This window comes from Rathayibacter sp. VKM Ac-2801 (assembly GCF_009834245.1).
In the GTDB taxonomy this organism is placed as follows: Bacteria; Actinomycetota; Actinomycetes; order Actinomycetales; family Microbacteriaceae; genus Rathayibacter.
The window spans coordinates 182,907-202,290 of sequence record NZ_CP047183.1; the positions used below are offsets into that span (position 1 = coordinate 182,907).

A 19,384-nucleotide genomic window follows, 5' to 3' on the forward strand; every position below is an offset into this window, starting at 1 on the left:
CGGGAGGGGCTTGACGCTCCCTCCGCCGAACGCGGGGCGGATTCCCGGGAGAACGCACGGACGTGCATGGCGCGTTCACCCGACTCCCGGCGGCCGGGTGATGGGATGGGGGGATGGATGCTCTCTACACCGCCATCGCCCACGCCTCCGGTGGAGGACGCGACGGCCACGTCCGCACCGAGGACGACCGTCTCGACCTCGACACCCGCGCCCCGCAGGAGCTCGGCGGCTCCGGCGAGGGGACCAACCCCGAGCAGCTGTTCGCGGCCGGCTACTCCGCCTGCTTCCTCAGCGCACTGCACGGAGCCGGCCGCCAGTTGAAGATCGACACGACCGACGCGGCCGTCTCGGCCAGCGTCTCGATCGGGAAGAACGACTCCGACGGCTTCGGTCTCTCGGTCGAGCTCGACGTCTACGTGCCGAAGGCGGGCTCCGAGGACGCGCAGAAGGTCGCCGACGCGGCGCACCAGCTCTGCCCGTACTCCAACGCCACCCGCGGCAACATCCCCGTGCAGATCAACCTGGTCGACTGACCGACCCCTCTCGACGGCCCCTCCCGGACTCCGGGCAGGGGCCGTCGTCGTGTCCGGGGGCGGTCCGTTAGGGTCGGGGCATGACCGAGGAGCTGTCGCACGAGGAGTCGTCGCACGAGGAGTCCCTGGCGCGAGCCGAGCTCGTGCAGATCCGTCAGAGCATCGACAACATCGACGCGGCGCTGATCCACCTGCTCGCAGAGCGCTTCAAGTTCACGCAGAAGGTCGGCCGGCTGAAGGCCGCGCACGGGCTGCCCGCCGCGGACCTCGAGCGCGAGGCGCGCCAGATCGCGCGGCTCCGGGCGCTCGCCGAGGAGTCCCACCTCGACCCGGCGTTCGCCGAGAAGTTCCTCGGCTTCATCGTCGCCGAGGTCATCCACCACCACCAGCGCATCGCCGACGGCGCCGAGGACTAGGCCTCAGCCCTCGATCCGCAGCAGCCCCGCCGTGCGCTCGCGCAGCACGCCGAGCAGCAGCGGGTAGTCGGGGAACAGCTGGTCGCGCCGCAGCGTCGGCACCCGGAGCCCGAGGGGGACCTCCGTGATGCGGCCGTTGGTCTCGGTGAGGGTCAGGCGGAGGCTCCGGCTCCCTGTCGGGCTCGAGGCGACGACCGAGCGCAGGGCCTCGAGCGGGAAGATCAGCCCGTCGATCTGGATGGCCGACTCCGACACCACGATCGACCCCGGCAGCCCGGGCCGCAGCGCCAGCCGCGCGGCGATCAGCCCGAGCGGGAGGGAGAGCGCCACGACCACCGCCCCCAGCGCGATCTGCGCGCGGTCGCCCGACGGGGATCCCGCGAGGGCGACGGCCAGCACGCCGGCGGCGAACGCCTCCGTGGCGACGACGACCAGGGCGACCGCCCGGCGCTGGAGCGGAGCGCGGTGCGGCCGGAAGCGGACGGCCGAGGCGGGCCCGGCCAGAGCGGGCGGCAGCGCGTCGCGGACGCGGGCGGCGGCGCCGAGGTCGGCGAGCAGGGCGGCGAGGTCCTCCGGGCGGAAGTGGGCGCAGCGCACCTCGACTCCGTCTCCGCGGCACCAGGCGACGAAGCCGTCGCCGTCGGCGGACTCGAGGAAGCGGACCGACCGGCGGGGCCACTGCTCGCGGCGGCGGTGGCCGCGCATCAGCACGACCTGCGTCTCGGTCGTCATCACGCGGGTGGGGGAGACGACGAAGAGCGAGACCGCCGAGACCAGTCCGATGACGACGGTGAGGGCGAGGAGGCCGAGCGCGAGCACCGACTCGTCGAGGACGCCGCGGCGGTCCGCGAGGACGGCGAACGGGATGAGCACGGCCGCGAGGCCGGCGCCGAGGAGCCGCAGGAGGAGGGCGCGGAGGCGCCTGAGGACCGACGGGCCGTACACCCGTCGCGTCCGGATCGCCATCGGTTCCGACTCCATCGCGTCAGGCTAGCCCCGGCCGGGGCCGGTCGCCCGGAGAGGCGCGTCGGTGGCGCGATCCTCGCGCCACCCGTCCCCGCTTCGGGGGAGGAGCGGCGCGAGGCGCAGCCTACGCCTCCGCGGTGCGGTGCAGGGCGCGGACCGAGACGACCCGGCGGCGGGCGATGGCGGCGACGGTCAGCAGCAGGCCGAACAGCAGCCAGATCACCAGGCCGACGACGGCGCCTGCCGTGCCGTCGGTGCCCTCGACCACTCCGGACAGAGCGTTCTGCGCCGCCGAGAGCGGCAGGAACCCGAGCACGTCGTCGAACAGCCCGGGGACCGTCGAGATGATGCCCGCGCCGAGCGCGATCACCGCAGCGACCATCGCGAGGAAGCGGCCGATCCCTCCGAGCAGCGCGACCAGCCCCTGGTTCATCGCGGCGAACGAGGCGCCGGTGAGCATCGCGAGGAGGGCGAAGCCGACCCAGCGGCCCGGCTCCAGGCCCGCGACGCCGCTCATCACGATCGCGACCGCGAGGCCCTGCACGACGCCGATCAGGAGCGCGGGCACGTAGGAGGAGAGGGCGAGCGCCGCGGAGGAGCGGGTCGAGGAGAGCGCGCGGTGCGAGAACGCGGCCAGCACCAGGAACGTCGCGAGGGCGCCGAGCCAGAGGGCGATGGTCGCGAAGAACGGGACGCTGGAGGCTCCGAACAGGTCGGTCGCGCTGCTCGTGTTCTCGACCGGGTCCGAGACGACGTCGGCGAGGTTCGTCGACTCCGACTCGGTGTAGGTCGGGAGCTGCGCGACGGCGGCGTCGAGGCCGGTGGCGAGCGTGCGGGTGCCGTCGGCGAGCTGCACGGCGCCGTCCGAGACCCCGCTCGCGCCGTCGGCGAGCTGGTCGGCTCCGTCGGCGGCGGAGGAGGCTCCCGCGGCGAGGTCGGCGGCGCCGCCCGCCGCGGTGGTCGCGCCGGTCGCGAGGTCGCGGGCGCCGGCCGCGGCGGTGGTGGCGCCGGTCGCGAGCTGCGCGGACCCGGCCGCCGTGGTGTCGAGGCCGTCGGCGAGCTGGGACGCTCCCCCTGCGGCGTCGTCCGCGCCGTCGGCGAGCTGCGTCAGGCCGCCGGACAGCTGTCCGATGCCTCCCGAGAGAGTGCGCGCTCCCGTGGCGGACTGCCCGACCGCGTCGATCAGCGAGGGCTGCCCGTCGCCTCCGAGGCGGATGCCCGCGTCGATCCCGGCGACGGCTCCTGCGGTCGTCGTGGCGAGGGTGGTCGCGCCGGTGGGTCCGTCGGCCGACGCGATGACGGCACGCGCTGCGAGGCACTGCGTCGTCTCGCAGCCCTCGAGGGCGTCGCTGAGCGCCTGGAAGGTCCCCGCGGTGGCGGCGGCGGCGCCGGCGCTGAGGGCCGCGACCTGCTGGGTCCCGTCGCCGGTCCTCACCACTCCCTCCCTCAGCTGGTCGAGCCCGTCGGCCAGGTCGGAGGCGCCGCCCTGCAGCGCGGTCGCCCCGGTCGCCGAGTCGCGGGCGCCCGTCGCGAGCTGTCCCACTCCGCCGGAGAGGCCGCGCGCGCCGGTGGCCAGCTGCGCGACTCCGCCGGAGAGGTCGGAGGCACCGGTGCCCAGCTGCCCTACGCCGTCGGCGAGGGACGAGGCACCGGTGCCGATCTGCCCGACGCCGTCCGAGAGCGAGGAGGCGCCGGTGGCGAGCTCGTCGATCCCGTCGGCGAGGCTGCTCGTGCCGTCGGCGAGGGTGGAGGCGCCGGTGCCGAGCTGGTCGGCGCCGTCGGCGAGCGTGCCCGCGCCGTCGGCCGCCTGGCCGATCTGCTCGTTGAGGGTGTTGAAGCCCACGTAGACGTTCTCGAGGTAGGCCGTGGTCAGCTGCGTGTTGAGCAGCGAGGTGGCGGTGCTGGTCACCGTGGCCGAGATGGCGTCGTCGACGAGCTTGGCCTTCTCGCTGGTGGCGATGTCGATGGTCGCCTTCGTCGCCTCCGCGGCGTCGCCGGAGTACGAGGTGGCGGCGGCGGAGAAGGAGGAGGGGATCGTCACGACGGTCGCGTAGCTGCCGTCGGCGAGACCCTTCGCGGCGTCGTCCTTGTCCGTGAGGACCCAGGTGAAGTTGCCCGTCGAGTCCGAGCCGGAGACGTTGGGCACCGGGGTCGCGCTCGCGGACGGCGTCGCGCTCGCCGAGGGTGTGGAGGAGGGGGCGTCCGAGCTCGCGGAGTCGGTGCCGCCCGTCACGAGGCCGGCCGCGAGCTGGCGCCCGAGCGGCACGGTCTGCCCGTTGATCTCGACCGGGGTGTCCTCGTTGACCACGGCGGCCGTGATCGTGTCGAGGCGCTCGGTCGGGTTCCACAGCGCCCACACCAGGAGGCCGCCGATGACGAGGGGGACCAGGACGATCCCGAGAAGGGTCAGCCAGGACACCTTCTTGACGCCGCGGGGGCGTTCGAGGGAGAGGAGAGCCATCTGTCAGAGGACCTTTGCGATCGCGCGGCGCTCGGCCGCGGGCGAGACCGCGAGCACGCCGCGGTCGGAGGGGAGGAGGTCGTCGAGCGCCTCGGCGTCGACGGAGGAGGCGACCACGGTGAACGCGTCGTCGGCGGCGCGGGCGGCGTCGAGCTCGGCCCGGATCGCACTGCGCAGCTGCGGGTCGGTGACCGTGTCGAGGTCGTCGAGCACCAGGATCGGCGGGGCCGACTCCAGAGCCGACCGGACGTCGGCGACGGGGTCGGCGGCTCCGGCGAGGCGCACCAGCCCGACCTTCCCGCGCACGGCGGCGGAGCGGATCGGCACGACCAGGCCCGCGACCTTCAGGCGCCCGGAGTCGGGGGCGAGCCGGCCGGCGATGCTCAGCAGCAGCGCGGTGCGGCCGGAGCGGTGCGGCCCGTGGACCACGAGGGAGGAGCCGGGTGCGACCCGCAGCGAGACGCCGCTGTAGACGGGGCCGTCGGGTCCGTCGAGGCGGAGGTCCTCCGCCGCGATCACATCGGTGGATCCGGGCTCCGGCCAGTCGGCCAGAGCGAGCTCCTTCGTGAGGCCCTCGCCCTCGACGTCGAAGGACGGCAGGACGCGGTCGAGCCAGCGCGGCATGTGCCAGGCGCGGTCGCCGAGCAGGTGCAGCACGGCGGGCACCAGCGTCATCCGCACGAGGAACGCGTCGACGAAGACGCCCACGGCGAGCCCGAGCGCGATCGGCTTGATGTTGGTGTCCCCCTCCGGCACGAAGGCGGCGAAGACCGAAAACATGATGACCGCGGCGGCCGTGACCACCTTGGCCGAGCCGACGAAGCCCGACTCGACGGAGGCGCGCGCCGGCCTCCCGTGCACGTAGTCCTCGCGCATCCGCGAGACCAGGAACACCTCGTAGTCCATCGCGAGACCGAAGAGCACGCCCATCAGGATGATCGGCATGAAGCTGATGATCGGGCCCGTCTTGTCGACGTGCAGCGCGTCCGAGAACCATCCCCACTCGAACACCGCCGCCACGGCGCCGAAGGACGCGCCGACCGACAGCAGGTAGCCCAGCGTCGCCTTGATCGGCACCCAGAGCGAGCGGAACACCATGGTCAGCAGCACCAGCGACAGGCCCACGACGAGCAGGCCGAACGGCAGGAGGGCCTTGGCGAGGGTGTCCGAGATGTCGATGCCGACCGCGGTCTGGCCGGTCACCGCGAGGTCGACGCCGTACTCCTGCTGGAAGTAGTCGTGCTTGTCGCGGATCTCGGCGACCAGCGCCTTGGTGGCCTCGGAGTCGGGGCCGCCCTCGGGGATCACCTGGATGATGCCGGTGTCGGCGGTCTCGTTGGGCGTCGCGAGCGGCACCGAGGCGACTCCGTCGAGCTTCTCGATCTCGCCCTTGAGGTCGTCCATGAGGCCGAGCGGATCGGTCGAGCCGATGATCGTGCCGGTGACGATGAGCGGGCCGTTGTAGCCGGCGCCGAAGTTCTCGGCGAGCAGGTCGTAGGTGGTGCGCGCGGGCGTGCCCTCGGCCTGGTACCCGGCGTCCGGCAGCGCGAGGCGGAGGCTCAGCGCCGGGATGCTCGCGACGCCGAGAACGCCGATCACCGCGATGATCGTCACGATCGGGAACCGCGTGACGACCCGGACCCAGCCGCGGAAGAACCCGCGCGGGACCTCGGCGTGCGCGTGGCCGCCGGGGGAGGCGGTCGCCGCCTCCTCGTGCGCCCCGGTGTCGACGTGGGTGCCCGCAGCGGCGGCGGCCTTCGCGGCCCTCTTCTTCGCGCGGCGCTCCTTGGGGCGGAGCCGCGCGCCGGCGAAGCCGAGGAAGGCGGGGGTCAGGGTGAGCGCGATGACCACGGCGATCGCGACTCCGCCCGCCGCCGCGACGCCCATCGTGGTGAGGAACGGGATGCCGGCGACCGAGAGGCCGACGAGCGCGATGATCACGGTCAGGCCCGCGAAGACGACGGCGGAGCCCGCGGTCGCGGTCGCCCGCGCGGTCGACTCCTCCGGGTCCATGCCCTGCTTCAGCTGGTCCTGGTGGCGGCTGATGATGAAGAGGGCGTAGTCGATGCCGACCGCCAAGCCCAGCATCAGCGCCAGGAGCGGCGTGGTCGAGGAGATCGAGGCGAAGCGGGTGGCGATGAAGATCGCCGACATCGAGAGGGCGACGCCGAGCAGCGCGGTGACCAGCGGCATGCCGGCGGCCAGGAACGAGCCGAAGGTGAGCACGAGGACCACGAGGGCGACCACGAGGCCGATCGCCTCCGTGATCGTCACGCCGGGGAGGTTCTGGGCGAAGAGGTCGCCGCCGAGCGAGACCACCGAGCCGGCGGGCAGCGCGTCCTGGAGGGTCGTCGCCTCGGCCTTCAGCGCGTCGCGGCTCTCGGGGCTCGTGGTGGTGGCGGAGCCGTCCATCTGCGCGGTGATGACGAGGGCGTTCCCGGCGTCGGAGATCGTGCCGGAGACGCTGTCGGAGTAGGGGTCCGTGACGGCCGCGACCTCGTCGACGTCGCCGAGCGCGGTGACGGCGTCGCTGACCGGGCCCTTCACGTCGGCGTCCTGGACGCTGCCTCCGTCGGGCGCGACCACCACGTACCGCGCGGACGTGCCGCTCACCTGGGGGAAGGTGCGCTCGAGCTGGTCGAGGGCGGTCTGGGACTGCGTGCCCGGGATGGAGAACGTGTTGTCGGTGCCCTGGTTGAGCAGCAGTGCTCCTCCGCCGCCCGCCACCACGATCAGCAGCCACAGGACGGCGACGAGGCGGTGGGCGCGGTACACGCGACGACCGAGACGGTAGAGCAGCGACGACACGCGGTCTCCTGACGATGGGTGGGGAGGGTGGCGATACGTCTCTGTACCAGGGCGGAGCCGGGCTCCGATACGCGAGCGTATCCGATACAGCACCGTATTCGATACGTGAATGTATCGGATAAGGTGAACGGCGTCGAAGGTGTTGACAGGACGGGCAGGAGGCTGGTGATGACGGCGATCGACTCCACTCCTCCCGAGACCTCCCGCCGCGGCCGCACCCGCGAGCGCCTGCTCGACGCGGCCTACGACGTCTTCGCGGAGACGGGCGTGCACAGCGCGTCCGTCGAGCAGATCTGCGAGCGCGCCGGCTTCTCGCGCGGCGCCTTCTACTCCAACTTCTCCACCAAGGAGGAGCTGTTCTTCGCGCTGATGGAGCGGGAGAACGGCGCCCGGGTGACCGCCCTCGTCGAGCAGATGGACCGCACGATCCCGCGCGTCGTCTCGGCCGACGAGCCGCTGACGGCCGAGACGCTGGCCGTCGTCATCCTCGACTTCCTCCAGGGCCCGGCCACCGACAACCGCCGCTGGTGCGTGGTCGAGTCGGAGTTCGAGCTGCTCGCGCTGCGCGACCCGCGGATCGCCCCGCAGTACCGCGACTTCCGCGCCGGCTTCGACGCCTCGCTCGTGCAGATCGTGCACGGGGCGCTGCGCCAGGTGCGCCGCGAGTTCTCCCTCGAGCCGACGACGGCCGTGCGCCTGCTGGTGGCGGGCTTCGACGACGCGGTGAAGCAGTCGATCCTCGAGGACGAGTCGGAGCCGGAGTCGCTCGAGCGCCTGCGCACGACGCTGACGGCGATCGTCCTCGCGATCTCGTCCGCCGACGCCTGAGCCGAACCGGCTCTCCCGCCGGCTGCGTCCGTGCCCGGCGGCCGCTGCGGAGTGCCGGGTCCGGTCCCCGCTCCTCCGCCCGCGCGACGAGGATGGACCCATGGAACTGCGTCAGCTCGAACACTTCCTCGCCGTCGCGAAGGAGCAGCACTTCACCCGCGCCGCGAGCGCCCTGCAGATCTCGCAGTCGGGGCTCTCGGCGTCGATCCGCGCGCTCGAGAGCGAGCTGGGCAGCCCCCTCTTCACCCGCAGCACGCGCCGGGTCGAGCTGACGCCGGCCGGCCGGGCGATGCTCGCGGAGTCGGAGCGCTCGGTCGCCAGCGCGCTCGCCGCCCGCGACGCGGTGCTCGCCGTGCAGGGGGTGCTCCGCGGAAGCCTCGCTGTCGGCACGGAGGAGTGCCTCGGCGGCGTGCACCTGCCGCGCGAGCTCGCGACCTTCCGCGAGCAGCACCCGGGAGTCGCGCTGCGGCTGATCCACGAGGGGTCCGGCACGCTGCTCGACTCCGTCGCCGCCGGCCGTCTCGACCTGGCGCTGGTGGCCGACATCGGAGCCGTGCCGAGCGGCGTGCGGACGATGCCGCTGGCGAGCGAGGGCTTCGCGGTGCTCGTGCGCCCGGGCCACCCGCTCGCGAGCCGCGTCGGCTGCCGCATCCCGGACCTCGCGGGCGAGACGATCGTGGGGCTGCAGGAGCACTGGGCGGCGAGCCACCTGGCGGCGCGGGCGTTCGCGGCGCACGGTCTCGCGTTCGAGGTCGAGCTCGAGGTGAACGACGTGCACACGCTGCTCGATCTGGTCGAGTACGGCATGGGGATCGCGGTCGTGCCCGCGCACTTCGCCGAGAAGCGCCCGGCCGGGCTGCGAGCGGTAGCGCTCGCCGATCCGCTGCTGGTGTGGCGGACGATGGTGGCGGTGCCCGAGCGGCCGAGCGCCGCTGCCCGCGCGTTCGTCTCGGCCCTCCCGCAGCCGCTGCAGGACGCGGTCTGAGCCGGGCCTGTCCACACTGCAGGAAGGATTCGTCGCGGCGTCCTCCGATCCGCGTCGATCGGGTGTCCGATCCGAATCCTTCCTGCATCGTGAACAGGATCAGTCGAGCGAGGCCAGCTCCTCGGCCGTGAGCTCCAGGTCGGCCGCGGTGGCGGAGTCGCGGATGCTCTCGGGGCGGGAGGCGCCGGGGATCGGCAGCACGACCGGGGCCTTCGCCAGCTCCCAGGCGAGGCAGACGACCTGCGGCGTCACGCCGCGGGCCTCGGCCACCGCCGCGAACGCGGAGTAGCGCGAGCCGAGCTCGCCCGCCGAGGAGATGCCGCCGAGCGGGCTCCACGGCAGGAACGCCAGTCCCAGCTCGGCGCAGAGCTCGAGCTCCGGCTCGCTGGAGCGGAACGACGGCGAGAACTGGTTCTGCACCGAGACCAGGCGCTCGCCGAGGATGCCGTGCGCCTCGCGGATCTGGTCGGGGTCGGCGTTCGAGATGCCCGCGCGGAGGACGACGCCCTCGTCGAGCAGCTCGGCCAGCGCGCCGATCGAGTCGGCGTAGGGGACAGTGGGGTCGGGCCGGTGGTACTGGTAAAGGCCGATCGCGTCGACGCCGAGGCGCTTCGCGGACGCGCGAGCCGCCTCCTTGAGGTACTCGGGGCGGCCGTCCTGGTCCCAGGGCCCGGGCTCGCGCCGCAGGTGGCCGCCCTTGGTGGCGACGAGCACGGCGGAGGTGTCGCCGCCGTAGCTGCGCAGCGCCTCCGCGATGAGCACCTCGTTGTGGCCGAGGTCGTCCTGGGTGGCGAGGTGGTAGGCGTCGGCCGTGTCGATCAGGGTCACGCCGGCGTCGAGGGCCGCGTGGATCGTGGCGATCGAGCGCTCGCGGTCCGGACGGCCCTCGATCGACATCGGCATGCCGCCGAGTCCGATCGCGCCGACCTGGACGTCGCCGAGAGTGCGCTGCTTCATGAATGCTCCTTCGCAGTGGGGTGGGTGGTCACCAGGCGTAGTCCTCGGGGGCGGTCCGGTGGCCGGGGAAGATCTCGTCGAGGCGCGCGAGGGCCTCGGAGTCGAGGGTGATGTCGACGGCGGCGACGGCGCTCTCGAGCTGCTCGAGCGTCCGCGGCCCGGTGATCGGACCGGTGACGGCGGGCTGGTGGAGGAGCCACGCCAGCGCCAGCTCGCCGGGCGCCTCGCCGCGCTCGCGCGCGAACGCCTCCCACTGCTCCAGCGCGGGGCGGTGCTCCTCGATCGCGGCGAGGGTGCGCTCGGAGGAGCGGCGCCCGCCCTCCGCGGTCTTCTCGAGCACGCCGCCCAGCAGTCCACCCTGCAGCGGCGACCAGGGGATGACGCCGAGCCCGTAGTGCAGCGCGGCGGGCAGGACCTCGCGCTCGACGTCGCGGACGAGCAGGTTGTAGATCGACTGCTCGGAGGCGAGGCCGGTGAAGCGGCGGGCGCGCGCCGCCTCCTGCGCCTGGGCGAGGTGCCAGCCGGCGAAGTTGCTGGAGCCGACGTAGAGGACCTTGCCCTGCTGCACGGCGACCTCCATCGCCTGCCAGATCTCGTCCCAGGGCGTCGTCCGGTCGACGTGGTGGAACTGGTACAGGTCGATGTGGTCGGTCTGCAGGCGGCGGAGGCTCTCGTCGAGCGCGCGGCGCAGGGTGAGCGCCGAGAGGCGGCCGCCGTTGGGCCAGGAGTCGCGGCCGCGCTCGGCTCCGGGAGCAGCGAACTCGCCCATGTCGCCGAAGACCTTGGTCGCGAGGACGGTGCGCTCGCGGCGCTCGCCGCCCTGCGCGAACCAGCGGCCCACGATCTCCTCGGTGGCGCCGCGGCCGGCCTCGCCTCCGTAGACGTTGGCCGTGTCGAAGAAGTTGACGCCGAGCTCGTGCGCGCGGTCCATGATCGCGAACGAGTCGGACTCCTCGGTCTGCATGCCGAAGTTCATGGTGCCGAGGACGGTGCGGGAGACGGACAGGCCGGTGCGGCCGAGGTGCGTGTACTGCATGGTCCCAGTCGACTCCGGTCCGGGCCGCGTGTCCAACAGGTGCTCGGCATGGGTGCGATCGACGGGGGAGGTCAATCGGGGTCGCGGGGCCGAGTCGTCCGTGTGCTGCTCGAGCCGAGCCTCGGTCGGGCCTGTCCGTCGGTCGGCTCCTGCGGCCCCGGTCGGATCATCGGCGCGCGCGCCCCGCAGAGCGCCCCGCTGGGCGCGGTGGCGCCCGGCCGCGCGGGTGCCGGGTTAGAGTCGCGGAATGGTCCGGACGACGCAGCGCCTCGTGATCGCCCTCTCCGCCGTGGTCCTGCTCGCCGGCTGTACGGCCGAGGCGACGAGTCCCGCCGCCGCACCGGCGGAGACGACCGCCTCCACGGCGCCGCCCGCCGCCGGAGCGGAGTCCACGCCGCGGCCTGTGCCGAGCGTGTCGACCACTCCCGCGCCGGTCGAGGACGTCTCGGGCGAGTGCGTGGTCCAGGCGCTCGACGAGGGGACGCTCGACGGCGTCGACCTCGAGCGCGTGCGCGACCGCGGCACCCGCGCCGGCGCGACCGGGACGGCGAGCACCGCCTCCGACGGCACACCGGCCTCGTACCTGGTGGCCGCGGGCGACATCAGCGAGCGGATCGCGGACCGCTTCTGCATCAGCTCCGACTACCTCTCCGCGCTGAACTCGGTGCGCCGCGACGGCGTCGGCATCGACAACCTCTACGGCGGCGATACCCTCAACCTCCGCCCGACGACCGTCCTGAGCGTCGGCGACCAGAACGGCCGCGTCCTCGACAACGCTGAGCCCGACGACCTCCCCGCGCAGACCGGCTGACGAGGGCGGACGTCCCGGCGCAGGTCGCCCGGCCGGCCTGCGGGCGGCGCCGTCGTCAGCCGAGGACGGCGAGCAGAGCGGCGGACACCGCGACCGTCGCGGCGAGACCGGCCGTGCGGGAGCGGCGGCGCGCCGGGTCCTCGACCCACGGGAGCGCCTCCCAGCGCAGCACGGCGCAGGCGGCTCCTACCGCGGCGACCGCCACCAGCAGGAACCACGGGAGCAGCGTGAGCGTCGACCAGTCGATGAACGCCCGGCCGAGCAGCAGCACCGCCGCCGCTTCCACCCCGCGGGCGAGCGTGCGGAGCCGGTCGCGGTCGAGCCGGGCCGCGGTCCGCCGCCACGGGATGCTTCCCAGGGCGAAGCGGCCCACCGTCCAGGCGACGACGACCAGGGCGACGATCGAGGCGATGATCACGACTCCTCCTTCAGGACGCGCTGCAGCAGCCGGAGGCCGAGATCGTCGACCGAGCTCGCGGTGTCGCCGTTGACGAACACCGCGACGCCGCGCTCGCGGTCCATCGCGAGCATCGTCGAGTAGCCCGCGGTACCGCCGTTGTGCCACGTGGTGAAGCCTCCGCCCGCCGCTTCCGAGGTGTACCAGGCGAGACCGATGCGGTCGCCCCCGCCCGCATCGAAGCGCGGATCGAGCACGGCGGAGCCGGGTACTCCGAGCGCCGGGTCGTCGGTGAGCAGAGCCTGCGCGTAGCGGCCCATGTCGGCCGCGGTCGAGCGCACCCCGCCGGCGGGCGCATAGCCCTCGAGCGTCCAGGGGGCGACGGAGCGGCCGCTCGCGGAGTACCCGGACGGAGCGCCGGGAGCGAGGGCGTCCGCGGTGACGGGGACGGTGGTCGCGGTCATCCCGAGGGGCTCGAGGACCCGCTCGCGCAGCAGATCGGCGGAGTCGCGGCCCTCCGCGCGGGCGAGGGTCTGGCCCAGCACGGCTGCCCCGAGGTTCGAGTAGGCGGCCTCCTCCGGGCCGAGGTCCGCCTCCGCGGCGTGGCGGAGGGCGTCGTCGGCCGTCCAGCCGGCGTAGGGATCGGTGCCGCGCAGCTGCGCGAGGAGGGTCGCAGCCGTGTCGCCGAGGCCGGACGGGAGGCGGGGGAGGCCGGAGCGGTGGCTCGCCAGCTCCTCGAGCGTCCCGGGGAAGCCGCCGACGTCGGCGTGCTCCGCGGCGGGGTCGTCGAGTGCGACGGTGCCCTCCTCCGCGCTCTGAGCGAGGAGGAGGGCGGTCATCGTCTTGCTCACGGATCCGATCTCGACCTCGGTCCGCTCGTCGGCGCCGAGCCCGCCGTAGCGGACGCCGTCCGGCGTGACGACGGCCGCGACGAGGTGATTCCGCGCGCCGTCGCCGACGTCCGTGCGGAGCCACTCGGCGATCCGGGCGTCGCCGGTCGCGTCGGGCGAGAGGGTCGGGGCGGAGGGCTGCAGCAGCACTCCGCCGAGGAGGACGGCGGCAGCGGCCGCGGCGGCGAGGACGAGTCGGCGGCGGGTCATCGAGGGCCTCCCGAGGCGAGCAGGATCACGAGCAGGGGGACGAGGCGCTCGGGCGGCACGCCGTAGCGGCCGCGGCCGCGCGCCTCGAGCCAGCCGGCAGCGACCAGCTGGTTGACGTGGTGGTAGATCTGGCCGGTGGTGCCGGCGCCCTCGCTCTCGGCGAGCTGCGCGACGGTCTCCACCCCGCCCGCGATCGCCTGGAGGAACCGGAGCCGGATGGGGCTGCCGAGTGCGGCCAGCGCGGTCGGGCCGGGGCTCGAGCCCCAGTCCCGCTCGAAGAAGGCGTCGGTCGTCAGGCCGTACTGCCACTCGACCGGCCCGGTCGGAGTCGTGACGGCGCCGGCGAAGACGACGCCGCCGGGGGAGGGGAGCCGCTCCTTCAGCGCGGAGAGGGCCCAGAGCGGATCGCCGCCGACGGGTCCCGCGGTCGGCCCGGCGTGCTCGAGGAGGTCCAGCCGGATCCGGAGCTCGTCGATCTCGCGGGCGAGGTCGCGGTCGTCGGAGGTCATGCCTCCACTCTTGCAAAGATTCCGTAATAACGGAACCGGCTGTCCCGCTCAGCGAGGAGGAGCCGCGGAAGCGACGTCCGCGGCTCCTCGCGGGCGGGAGCCGCGTCAGGCGAAGTGGCGGGGCAGCACGGCGCCGTTCACGGTGCGCAGCTCGTCGAGCGGCAGGGTGAACAGCCCCTGGACCTCGACCGCGGGCGTCGCCGCGTCGGTCACGCCGATGCGCAGCACCGGGTAGCCGCGTCCCTCGCAGAGCCCGCGGAACTTCACGTCGTCCTCGCGCGGCACCGACACGAGCACGCGGCCGGTCGACTCCGAGAACAGCGCGGCCGTCGCGTCGACGCCGTCGCGCTCCATCAGCTCGTCGAGCCAGATGCGCGCCCCGACGCCGAAGCGCAGAGCCGACTCGGCCAGCGCCACCACGAGCCCGCCGTCGGCGAGGTCGTGCGCGGAGGCGATGAGCGACTCCTTCGCGCCCGCCGAGATCAGCTCGGCCAGCGCGCGCTCGGCGGCCAGGTCGAGCTGCGGGGGCAGCCCGCCGAGGTGGTCGTGGATCGTGCCGGCCCACGCGGAGCCGTCGAGCTCGTCGCGGGTGGTGCCGAGGAGGTAGAGGTTGTCGCCCTCGTCCTGCCAGCCGGAGGGGATGCGGCGCGCGACGTCGTCGATCACGCCGAGCACGCCCACGACGGGGGTGGGGAAGATCGGAACGTCGCCGGTCTGGTTGTAGAACGAGACGTTGCCGCCGGTGACGGGGATCTCGAGCTCGAGGCAGGCGTCAGCGAGTGCGCCCACGGCCTCGCGGAACTGCCACATCACCTCGGGGTTCTCGGGGCTGCCGAAGTTGAGGCAGTCCGAGACGGCGACCGGGGTCGCTCCGGTGACGGCGACGTTGCGGAACGCCTCGGCCAGCGCCAGGCGCGCGCCCTGCGCCGGGTCGAGCTGGCACCAGCGCCCGTTCGCATCGGTCGCGACCGCGAAGCCGAGCCCCGACTCCTCGTCGACGCGGACCATGCCGCCGTCGTCGGGGTAGCTGAGCGCGGTGTTGCCGAGCACGTAGCGGTCGTACTGCGAGGTGATCCAGCTCTTGTCGGCGAGGTTCGCCGAGCCCAGCAGTGCCAGGGTCTCGGCGCGCAGCGCGTCGCCGCCGGTCGAGCGGGGGAGACGGGAGGAGGAGTCGGCCTGCAGCGCGTCGAGCCACGCCGGGTACTCGATCGGCCGCTCGTAGACCGGCCCGTCGACCGCGACGGTGCGCGGGTCGACGTTGACGATCTCCTCGCCGTGCCAGTTGATGATCAGGCGGCCGGAGTCGGTGACCTCGCCGAGCACGCTGGTCTCGACGTCCCACTTGCCGACGACCTCGAGGAACGCGTCGAGCTTCTCGGGCGTGACGACGGCCATCATCCGCTCCTGCGACTCCGACATGAGGATCTCCTCCGCCGTGAGCGAGGGGTCGCGCAGCAGCACAGAGTCGAGCTCGATGAACATGCCGCCGTCGCCGTTGGAGGCCAGCTCCGAGGTGGCGCACGAGATGCCCGCGGCGCCCAGGTCCTGGATGCCCTCGACGAGGTCCTTGCGGAACAGCTCGAGGCAGCACTCGATGAGCACCTTCTCGGCGAACGGGTCGCCGACCTGCACCGCGGGGCGCTTGGTCGGTCCGCCGTCGGCGAAGGTGTCGGAGGCGAGGATCGACGCGCCGCCGATGCCGTCGCCTCCGGTGCGCGCCCCGAAGAGCACGACCTTGTTGCCGACGCCGCGGGCGTTCGCGAGGTGCAGGTCCTCGTGGCGGAGGACGCCGACGGCCAGCGCGTTCACGAGCGGGTTGCCCTGGTAGACGGAGTCGAAGTAGGTCTCGCCGCCGATGTTCGGCAGGCCGAGGCAGTTGCCGTAGAAGGAGATGCCCGCGACCACGCCGTGCACGACGCGCGCCGTGTCGGGATCGTCGATCGCCCCGAAGCGCAGCGCGTCCATGACCGCGACCGGCCGGGCGCCCATCGAGATGATGTCGCGGACGATGCCGCCCACTCCCGTCGCCGCACCCTGGAAGGGCTCGATGTAGCTCGGGTGGTTGTGGCTCTCGATCTTGAAGGTGACGGCCCAGCCCTCGCCGACGTCGACCACTCCGGCGTTCTCGCCCATGCCGACCATGAGGTTCTTCTTCATGGCGGGCGAGACCTTCTGCCCGAACTGGCGGAGGTACATCTTCGACGACTTGTAGGAGCAGTGCTCGCTCCACATCACCGAGTACATCGCGAGCTCGCCGCTCGTGGGGCGGCGGCCGAGGATCTCGCGGATGCTCGCGTACTCGTCGGGCTTGAGTCCGAGGGCCGCGTAGGGCTGCTCCCGCTCGGGCGTCGCCTCCGCGTTCGCAGTGGTGTCGGGAACGGCGGTGCGGCTGTCTGCCATGTGCTGGAGGCTCCAGGGGAGGGGGACGGGATGCGCGTCGATCCTACCCGCCGCCGGTCCCGAGGCTCCGGGCGCCGGGCGCTGCCGCCGGAGGGCAGCGCCTAGGATCGGGCGGGTGAAGCGGGCGGCTCTGATCGGGACCCTCCTCTGGGGGCTCTACCAGTGCTTCGGGAACCTCGGCGCGGCGAACATCTCCTCCGACGAGCCGGTCTACCTCGCCGCCGGCTGGGACTACCTGCACGGCGACATGAGCGCGAACCTCGAGCACCCGCCGACGGCGAAGTACCTGATCGGTCTTGCGCAGCTGCTGCTCGGCGAGGGGCTGCTCGCGGGGAGGATCGCCGCCGGCGCGGCCGCGTTCCTCACCGGGGTGGTGCTCTGGCTCTGGTTCCGGCGCGAGCTGGGACCGACGCTCGCCCTCGTCCCGGCCGGCCTGTTCCTCCTCCTCCCGCGCACCGCCGTGGGAGCCGGCACTCGGATCGACCGCCTCGCGCTCCTGGAGCCGTTCATGGTGCTCTTCGCCGTCGCGGCGATGGCGGCGGCGTGGACCTGGTCGCGCGCCTCCCCGGGCAGGCGGAGCGGAGGGCTGATCGTGCTGGCCGGTGCGCTGCTGGCGCTGTCGGTCACCTCGAAGCTGACCACCGCGGTCCTCGCGCCCGTGCTCCTGCTGCCGCTGCTGTGGTCGGGGAGCAGGGCCAGGGCTCTGCGGGGCGGCCTCGCCCTCTCCGTCGCGTTCGTCGTCACCGGGGTGCTCGCCTATCTGCCGGTGCACCCGGTCGAGGCGATCCGGTACCTGCTCGAGTTCCAGTCCGAGCACAACGTCGACGGCCACCTGATCGAGGTCGCCGGGACCGCGTACGTCTTCCCTCCGTCGTGGGCGAACCTGTGGTTCATGCTCGTCGGCATCGGGCCGGCGGCGCTCGCCGTGCTGCTCCTCGGGACCCTGCTGGCCCTGCTCGCTCCGCGGCGTCGCGCGCTGGTGCTCTACCTGGGCGCCGCGACGCTGCTCCTCCTCGTGTTCCACCTGGCGATCAGCTCGGTCGCGCTGCCGCACTACTACGCGGCCTGGGCCTGGCTCCTCTGCGCGCTGGCGGGCATCGGCATCGCGGAGGCGCTGCGCGGCGCGATCGTGCTGCCCGCGCCCCTCGCCCGCGGCGCCGGCGCGGTGCTGCTGGCCGCCTCCCTCGTGATCGCGATCGCCACCTCGGCGGGGATCGCCCAGGAGCGGCCGACCGGGATCGCGCGGGTGGCCGACGTGCTGCGCGAGCGCGGCCTCGACGGCGGCCTGGTCCTCGCGCAGGGCATGTCCTCCGGCGTCTACGTGCCCTACATCGGCGACCGGGTGACCACCGACCCGTCGTCCGCCGGGATCGTCGCCATCGCGATCGAGCGCTCGGCGCGCTACCCCCTCGATCCGCGCGTGTCCGCCTACCTCGACTCGGCGCGACCCGAGACCGTGCGGCTCGACGACCTCACCCTCGTGCTCGTCACCACCCCCCTCCCCGCCCCCTGACCCCGCCCCACCCTCGCCATCTCGCGAAATTTCGCGAGATGGCGCCGCCTGGACGAGATGCCCCGCCGTGCCGGGCGATGTCGTCCGTACCGCGGCATCTCGCGGCGGCCGCGTCAGCGCGAGCGGCAGGCTCCGGGATCGACGGCGTCGGTCAGCGAGGCGGCCTGCTCGACCACGGGAGCGAGCACCGAGAGCGGGATGGCGTAGCCGACGTTGTCGACGGAGGCGGCCTTGCCGAAGACGACGCCCGACACGGTGCCCTCGAGCGAGAGCAACGGGCCGCCCGAGTTGCCCTGGTTGACGACGGCGGCGAGGGTCAGCACCTCGCGCGAGGTCGGTGCTCCGTCGACCATCAGCGAGACCGTGGCGTCGGAGGAGACCTCGGCCGAGCCGAGCGTCAGCGGGCCGCCGAAGGGGTAGCCCGCGACCACGGCGTCGTCCCCGGCGGCGACGGCGTCGTCGAGGGGGAGCGGGGAGGCGTCGAGCCCGTCGACGGCGATCACGGCGAGGTCGGCGGCGGGGTCGAGGTAGACGACGCGGCCGGTCCGCGGCGCCTCGCCCGGCGCCTCGACGACCGGCTGCGAGACCCCGCCGACCACGTGAGCGTTGGTGATCACGCGGTCGTCCGAGACGACGAAGCCGCTGCCCGTCACTCCGACGTCGCAGGCCCAGGCCGTGCCGGAGACGCGCACGACCGAGCGGGTGGCGGCGGCGACCTCGGGGTCGTCGGTCGAGACGTCCGGGATCGCGGGCGCCTCGGTCGGAGCGTCGAGCGCCTCGACGACCCACGAGGTGCCCTCGTCGACCACGGTCGACTGCAGCTGCGCGAGGAAGGCGCGGACGGGGGAGGGGGTGAGGTCGTCGATCGTGCGGATGACCGTCGAGCCGGCGACCGAGGTCGTGACCAGGGGGACGCCGAGGAGGGAGACGGCCGAGGTGACGGCGATCCAGACCAGGCCGGAGATCGCGACGCCCGCGACGCCGCCCGCGAGCCGGTCGAGCAGGCCGAGCTTCACGCGGTCGGCTCCCCGGCCGATGACCGCGCCGAGCGTCGCTCCGATCGCGTAGCCGACGCCCAGCAGCAGCACGGCGGTGCCGATCACGGCGAGCAGGCGCCACTCGCTGCCGGCCGCCCACGACGAGACGGCGGGCACGGCGAATGAGGCGCCGATCGCGCCCGCAACGATCCCGGCGAGACCGCCGAGGGTCCGGAGCAGGCCGCGCCGCAGGCCGTCGACGAGCGCGCCGATGAGGCTCAGCACGACGAGGACGTCGACGATCACGGATGCACCCACGCGGAACTCCTGCCGGTGTCGGGGACGGGTCCTCCAGCATGACCGACGCGGGATGCGCGGACGCCCGGAGGCGGCTGGCAGTCCGCGGATCCGCGGATCCGCGGTGCGGCGGGCGCGTGCGGTGCGCAGGGGGTGTGCTCGCGGTTGGGCGGCGTGCGGTTCGCAGGGGCCCGTGTGATTCGCAGGGGTGCGCTACGGGCGGGGTGCGCGATTCGCAGGGGAGTGTGCCGTCTGCAGGGGAACTCGGGCTCCAGCCGTCGTTCATGCGGAAGAATGCCCGATCACGCGCTGATCCCCTGCAGACGGCACGCTCGGCCCCTGCAGATCGCACGCTCGCCTGCAGACGGCACGTTCAGCGCCTGCAGATCG

16 protein-coding genes are annotated in these 19,384 nt (G+C 73.6%); 6 read left to right on the forward strand and 10 right to left on the reverse strand.

Annotation, left to right across the window (positions count from 1 at the left end; genetic code table 11):
* Positions 1 to 113 precede the first annotated feature (113 nt).
* Both GSU45_RS00850 and GSU45_RS00855 read left to right on the forward strand, forming a co-directional pair.
* Positions 114 to 533: an organic hydroperoxide resistance protein gene (locus GSU45_RS00850; protein ID WP_159911898.1), complete on the forward strand. Its 420-nt coding sequence runs from the start codon at positions 114 to 116 to the stop codon at positions 531 to 533.
* An 80-nt stretch (positions 534 to 613) separates the two neighbouring features.
* Positions 614 to 949, forward strand: a complete 336-nt coding sequence (locus tag GSU45_RS00855; protein WP_159911900.1) for a chorismate mutase — start codon at positions 614 to 616, stop codon at positions 947 to 949.
* Between the two features lie 3 nt (positions 950 to 952).
* Here GSU45_RS00855 and GSU45_RS00860 read toward each other — a convergent pair whose 3' ends face one another.
* The 3 genes from GSU45_RS00860 to GSU45_RS00870 all read right to left on the reverse strand — a co-directional run bounded on the left by GSU45_RS00860 (position 953) and on the right by GSU45_RS00870 (position 7,184).
* Positions 953 to 1,930, reverse strand: a complete 978-nt coding sequence (locus tag GSU45_RS00860; RefSeq protein ID WP_159911902.1) for a hypothetical protein — start codon at positions 1,928 to 1,930, stop codon at positions 953 to 955.
* A 109-nt stretch (positions 1,931 to 2,039) separates the two neighbouring features.
* Positions 2,040 to 4,376: a YhgE/Pip domain-containing protein gene (locus GSU45_RS00865; protein WP_159911904.1), complete on the reverse strand. Its 2,337-nt coding sequence runs from the start codon at positions 4,374 to 4,376 to the stop codon at positions 2,040 to 2,042.
* Between the two features lie 3 nt (positions 4,377 to 4,379).
* Positions 4,380 to 7,184, reverse strand: coding sequence for an MMPL family transporter (locus GSU45_RS00870; protein ID WP_159911906.1), 2,805 nt, complete (start codon positions 7,182 to 7,184; stop codon positions 4,380 to 4,382).
* 168 nt (positions 7,185 to 7,352) lie between these two features.
* Between GSU45_RS00870 and GSU45_RS00875 the strand changes: the two genes are divergently transcribed.
* Both GSU45_RS00875 and GSU45_RS00880 read left to right on the forward strand, forming a co-directional pair.
* A complete protein-coding gene (locus tag GSU45_RS00875) occupies positions 7,353 to 8,012 on the forward strand; it encodes a TetR/AcrR family transcriptional regulator (protein ID WP_159911908.1) in 660 nt (219 codons plus the stop codon).
* Positions 8,013 to 8,112: 100 nt separating this feature from the next.
* Positions 8,113 to 8,997 (forward strand): LysR family transcriptional regulator, encoded by an 885-nt coding sequence (locus tag GSU45_RS00880; protein ID WP_159911910.1) that lies wholly within the window; start codon positions 8,113 to 8,115, stop codon positions 8,995 to 8,997.
* 99 nt (positions 8,998 to 9,096) lie between these two features.
* Here the strand turns inward: GSU45_RS00880 and GSU45_RS00885 are convergent, their stop codons facing one another.
* Together GSU45_RS00885 and GSU45_RS00890 are read right to left on the reverse strand one after the other, a co-directional pair.
* Positions 9,097 to 9,954 (reverse strand): aldo/keto reductase, encoded by an 858-nt coding sequence (locus GSU45_RS00885; RefSeq protein WP_159911912.1) that lies wholly within the window; start codon positions 9,952 to 9,954, stop codon positions 9,097 to 9,099.
* Between the two features lie 28 nt (positions 9,955 to 9,982).
* Positions 9,983 to 10,990, reverse strand: a complete 1,008-nt coding sequence (locus tag GSU45_RS00890) for an aldo/keto reductase (RefSeq protein WP_104267809.1) — start codon at positions 10,988 to 10,990, stop codon at positions 9,983 to 9,985.
* 247 nt (positions 10,991 to 11,237) lie between these two features.
* On the opposite strand from GSU45_RS00890, the gene GSU45_RS00895 reads away from it, so the two are divergent.
* Complete coding sequence (locus GSU45_RS00895) at positions 11,238 to 11,801, forward strand: hypothetical protein (RefSeq protein WP_159911914.1); 564 nt, start codon at positions 11,238 to 11,240, stop codon at positions 11,799 to 11,801.
* A gap of 55 nt (positions 11,802 to 11,856) precedes the next feature.
* Here GSU45_RS00895 and GSU45_RS00900 read toward each other — a convergent pair whose 3' ends face one another.
* The 4 genes from GSU45_RS00900 to purL form a co-directional block, all read right to left on the reverse strand.
* Positions 11,857 to 12,219: a hypothetical protein gene (locus GSU45_RS00900; RefSeq protein WP_159911916.1), complete on the reverse strand. Its 363-nt coding sequence runs from the start codon at positions 12,217 to 12,219 to the stop codon at positions 11,857 to 11,859.
* The gene (locus GSU45_RS00905; RefSeq protein ID WP_159911918.1) at positions 12,216 to 13,298 is read right to left on the reverse strand and encodes a serine hydrolase domain-containing protein; all 1,083 of its coding nucleotides are present in this window, start codon (positions 13,296 to 13,298) and stop codon (positions 12,216 to 12,218) included. Before GSU45_RS00905 ends, GSU45_RS00900 begins: the two co-directional genes overlap by 4 nt.
* Positions 13,295 to 13,807, reverse strand: a complete 513-nt coding sequence (locus GSU45_RS00910; protein ID WP_159911920.1) for a winged helix-turn-helix domain-containing protein — start codon at positions 13,805 to 13,807, stop codon at positions 13,295 to 13,297. The genes GSU45_RS00905 and GSU45_RS00910 overlap by 4 nt, the downstream gene beginning before the upstream one ends.
* A gap of 105 nt (positions 13,808 to 13,912) precedes the next feature.
* A complete protein-coding gene (gene purL / locus GSU45_RS00915) occupies positions 13,913 to 16,207 on the reverse strand; it encodes a phosphoribosylformylglycinamidine synthase subunit PurL (RefSeq protein WP_159911922.1) in 2,295 nt (764 codons plus the stop codon).
* Positions 16,208 to 16,322: 115 nt separating this feature from the next.
* On the opposite strand from purL, the gene GSU45_RS00920 reads away from it, so the two are divergent.
* Positions 16,323 to 17,720, forward strand: coding sequence for a glycosyltransferase family 39 protein (locus tag GSU45_RS00920; protein WP_159911924.1), 1,398 nt, complete (start codon positions 16,323 to 16,325; stop codon positions 17,718 to 17,720).
* Positions 17,721 to 17,833: 113 nt separating this feature from the next.
* Here GSU45_RS00920 and GSU45_RS00925 read toward each other — a convergent pair whose 3' ends face one another.
* Positions 17,834 to 19,015, reverse strand: a complete 1,182-nt coding sequence (locus tag GSU45_RS00925) for a MarP family serine protease (protein ID WP_244248163.1) — start codon at positions 19,013 to 19,015, stop codon at positions 17,834 to 17,836.
* Positions 19,016 to 19,384: the final 369 nt, after the last annotated feature.

Excerpts from the sequence above, each read along its gene's own strand:
- GSU45_RS00865 (WP_159911904.1), bottom strand. The coding sequence starts at position 4,376 with ATGGCTCTCCTCTCCCTCGAACGCCCCCGCGGCGTCAAGAAGGTGTCC.
- GSU45_RS00895 (WP_159911914.1), top strand. The coding sequence starts at position 11,238 with ATGGTCCGGACGACGCAGCGCCTCGTGATCGCCCTCTCCGCCGTGGTC.
- GSU45_RS00850 (WP_159911898.1), top strand. The coding sequence starts at position 114 with ATGGATGCTCTCTACACCGCCATCGCCCACGCCTCCGGTGGAGGACGC.
- GSU45_RS00905 (WP_159911918.1), bottom strand. The coding sequence starts at position 13,298 with ATGACCCGCCGCCGACTCGTCCTCGCCGCCGCGGCCGCTGCCGCCGTC.
- GSU45_RS00910 (WP_159911920.1), bottom strand. The coding sequence starts at position 13,807 with ATGACCTCCGACGACCGCGACCTCGCCCGCGAGATCGACGAGCTCCGG.
- GSU45_RS00875 (WP_159911908.1), top strand. The coding sequence starts at position 7,353 with ATGACGGCGATCGACTCCACTCCTCCCGAGACCTCCCGCCGCGGCCGC.
- GSU45_RS00890 (WP_104267809.1), bottom strand. The coding sequence starts at position 10,990 with ATGCAGTACACGCACCTCGGCCGCACCGGCCTGTCCGTCTCCCGCACC.
- GSU45_RS00880 (WP_159911910.1), top strand. The coding sequence starts at position 8,113 with ATGGAACTGCGTCAGCTCGAACACTTCCTCGCCGTCGCGAAGGAGCAG.
- GSU45_RS00885 (WP_159911912.1), bottom strand. The coding sequence starts at position 9,954 with ATGAAGCAGCGCACTCTCGGCGACGTCCAGGTCGGCGCGATCGGACTC.
- GSU45_RS00860 (WP_159911902.1), bottom strand. The coding sequence starts at position 1,930 with ATGGAGTCGGAACCGATGGCGATCCGGACGCGACGGGTGTACGGCCCG.
- purL (WP_159911922.1), bottom strand. The coding sequence starts at position 16,207 with ATGGCAGACAGCCGCACCGCCGTTCCCGACACCACTGCGAACGCGGAG.
- GSU45_RS00855 (WP_159911900.1), top strand. The coding sequence starts at position 614 with ATGACCGAGGAGCTGTCGCACGAGGAGTCGTCGCACGAGGAGTCCCTG.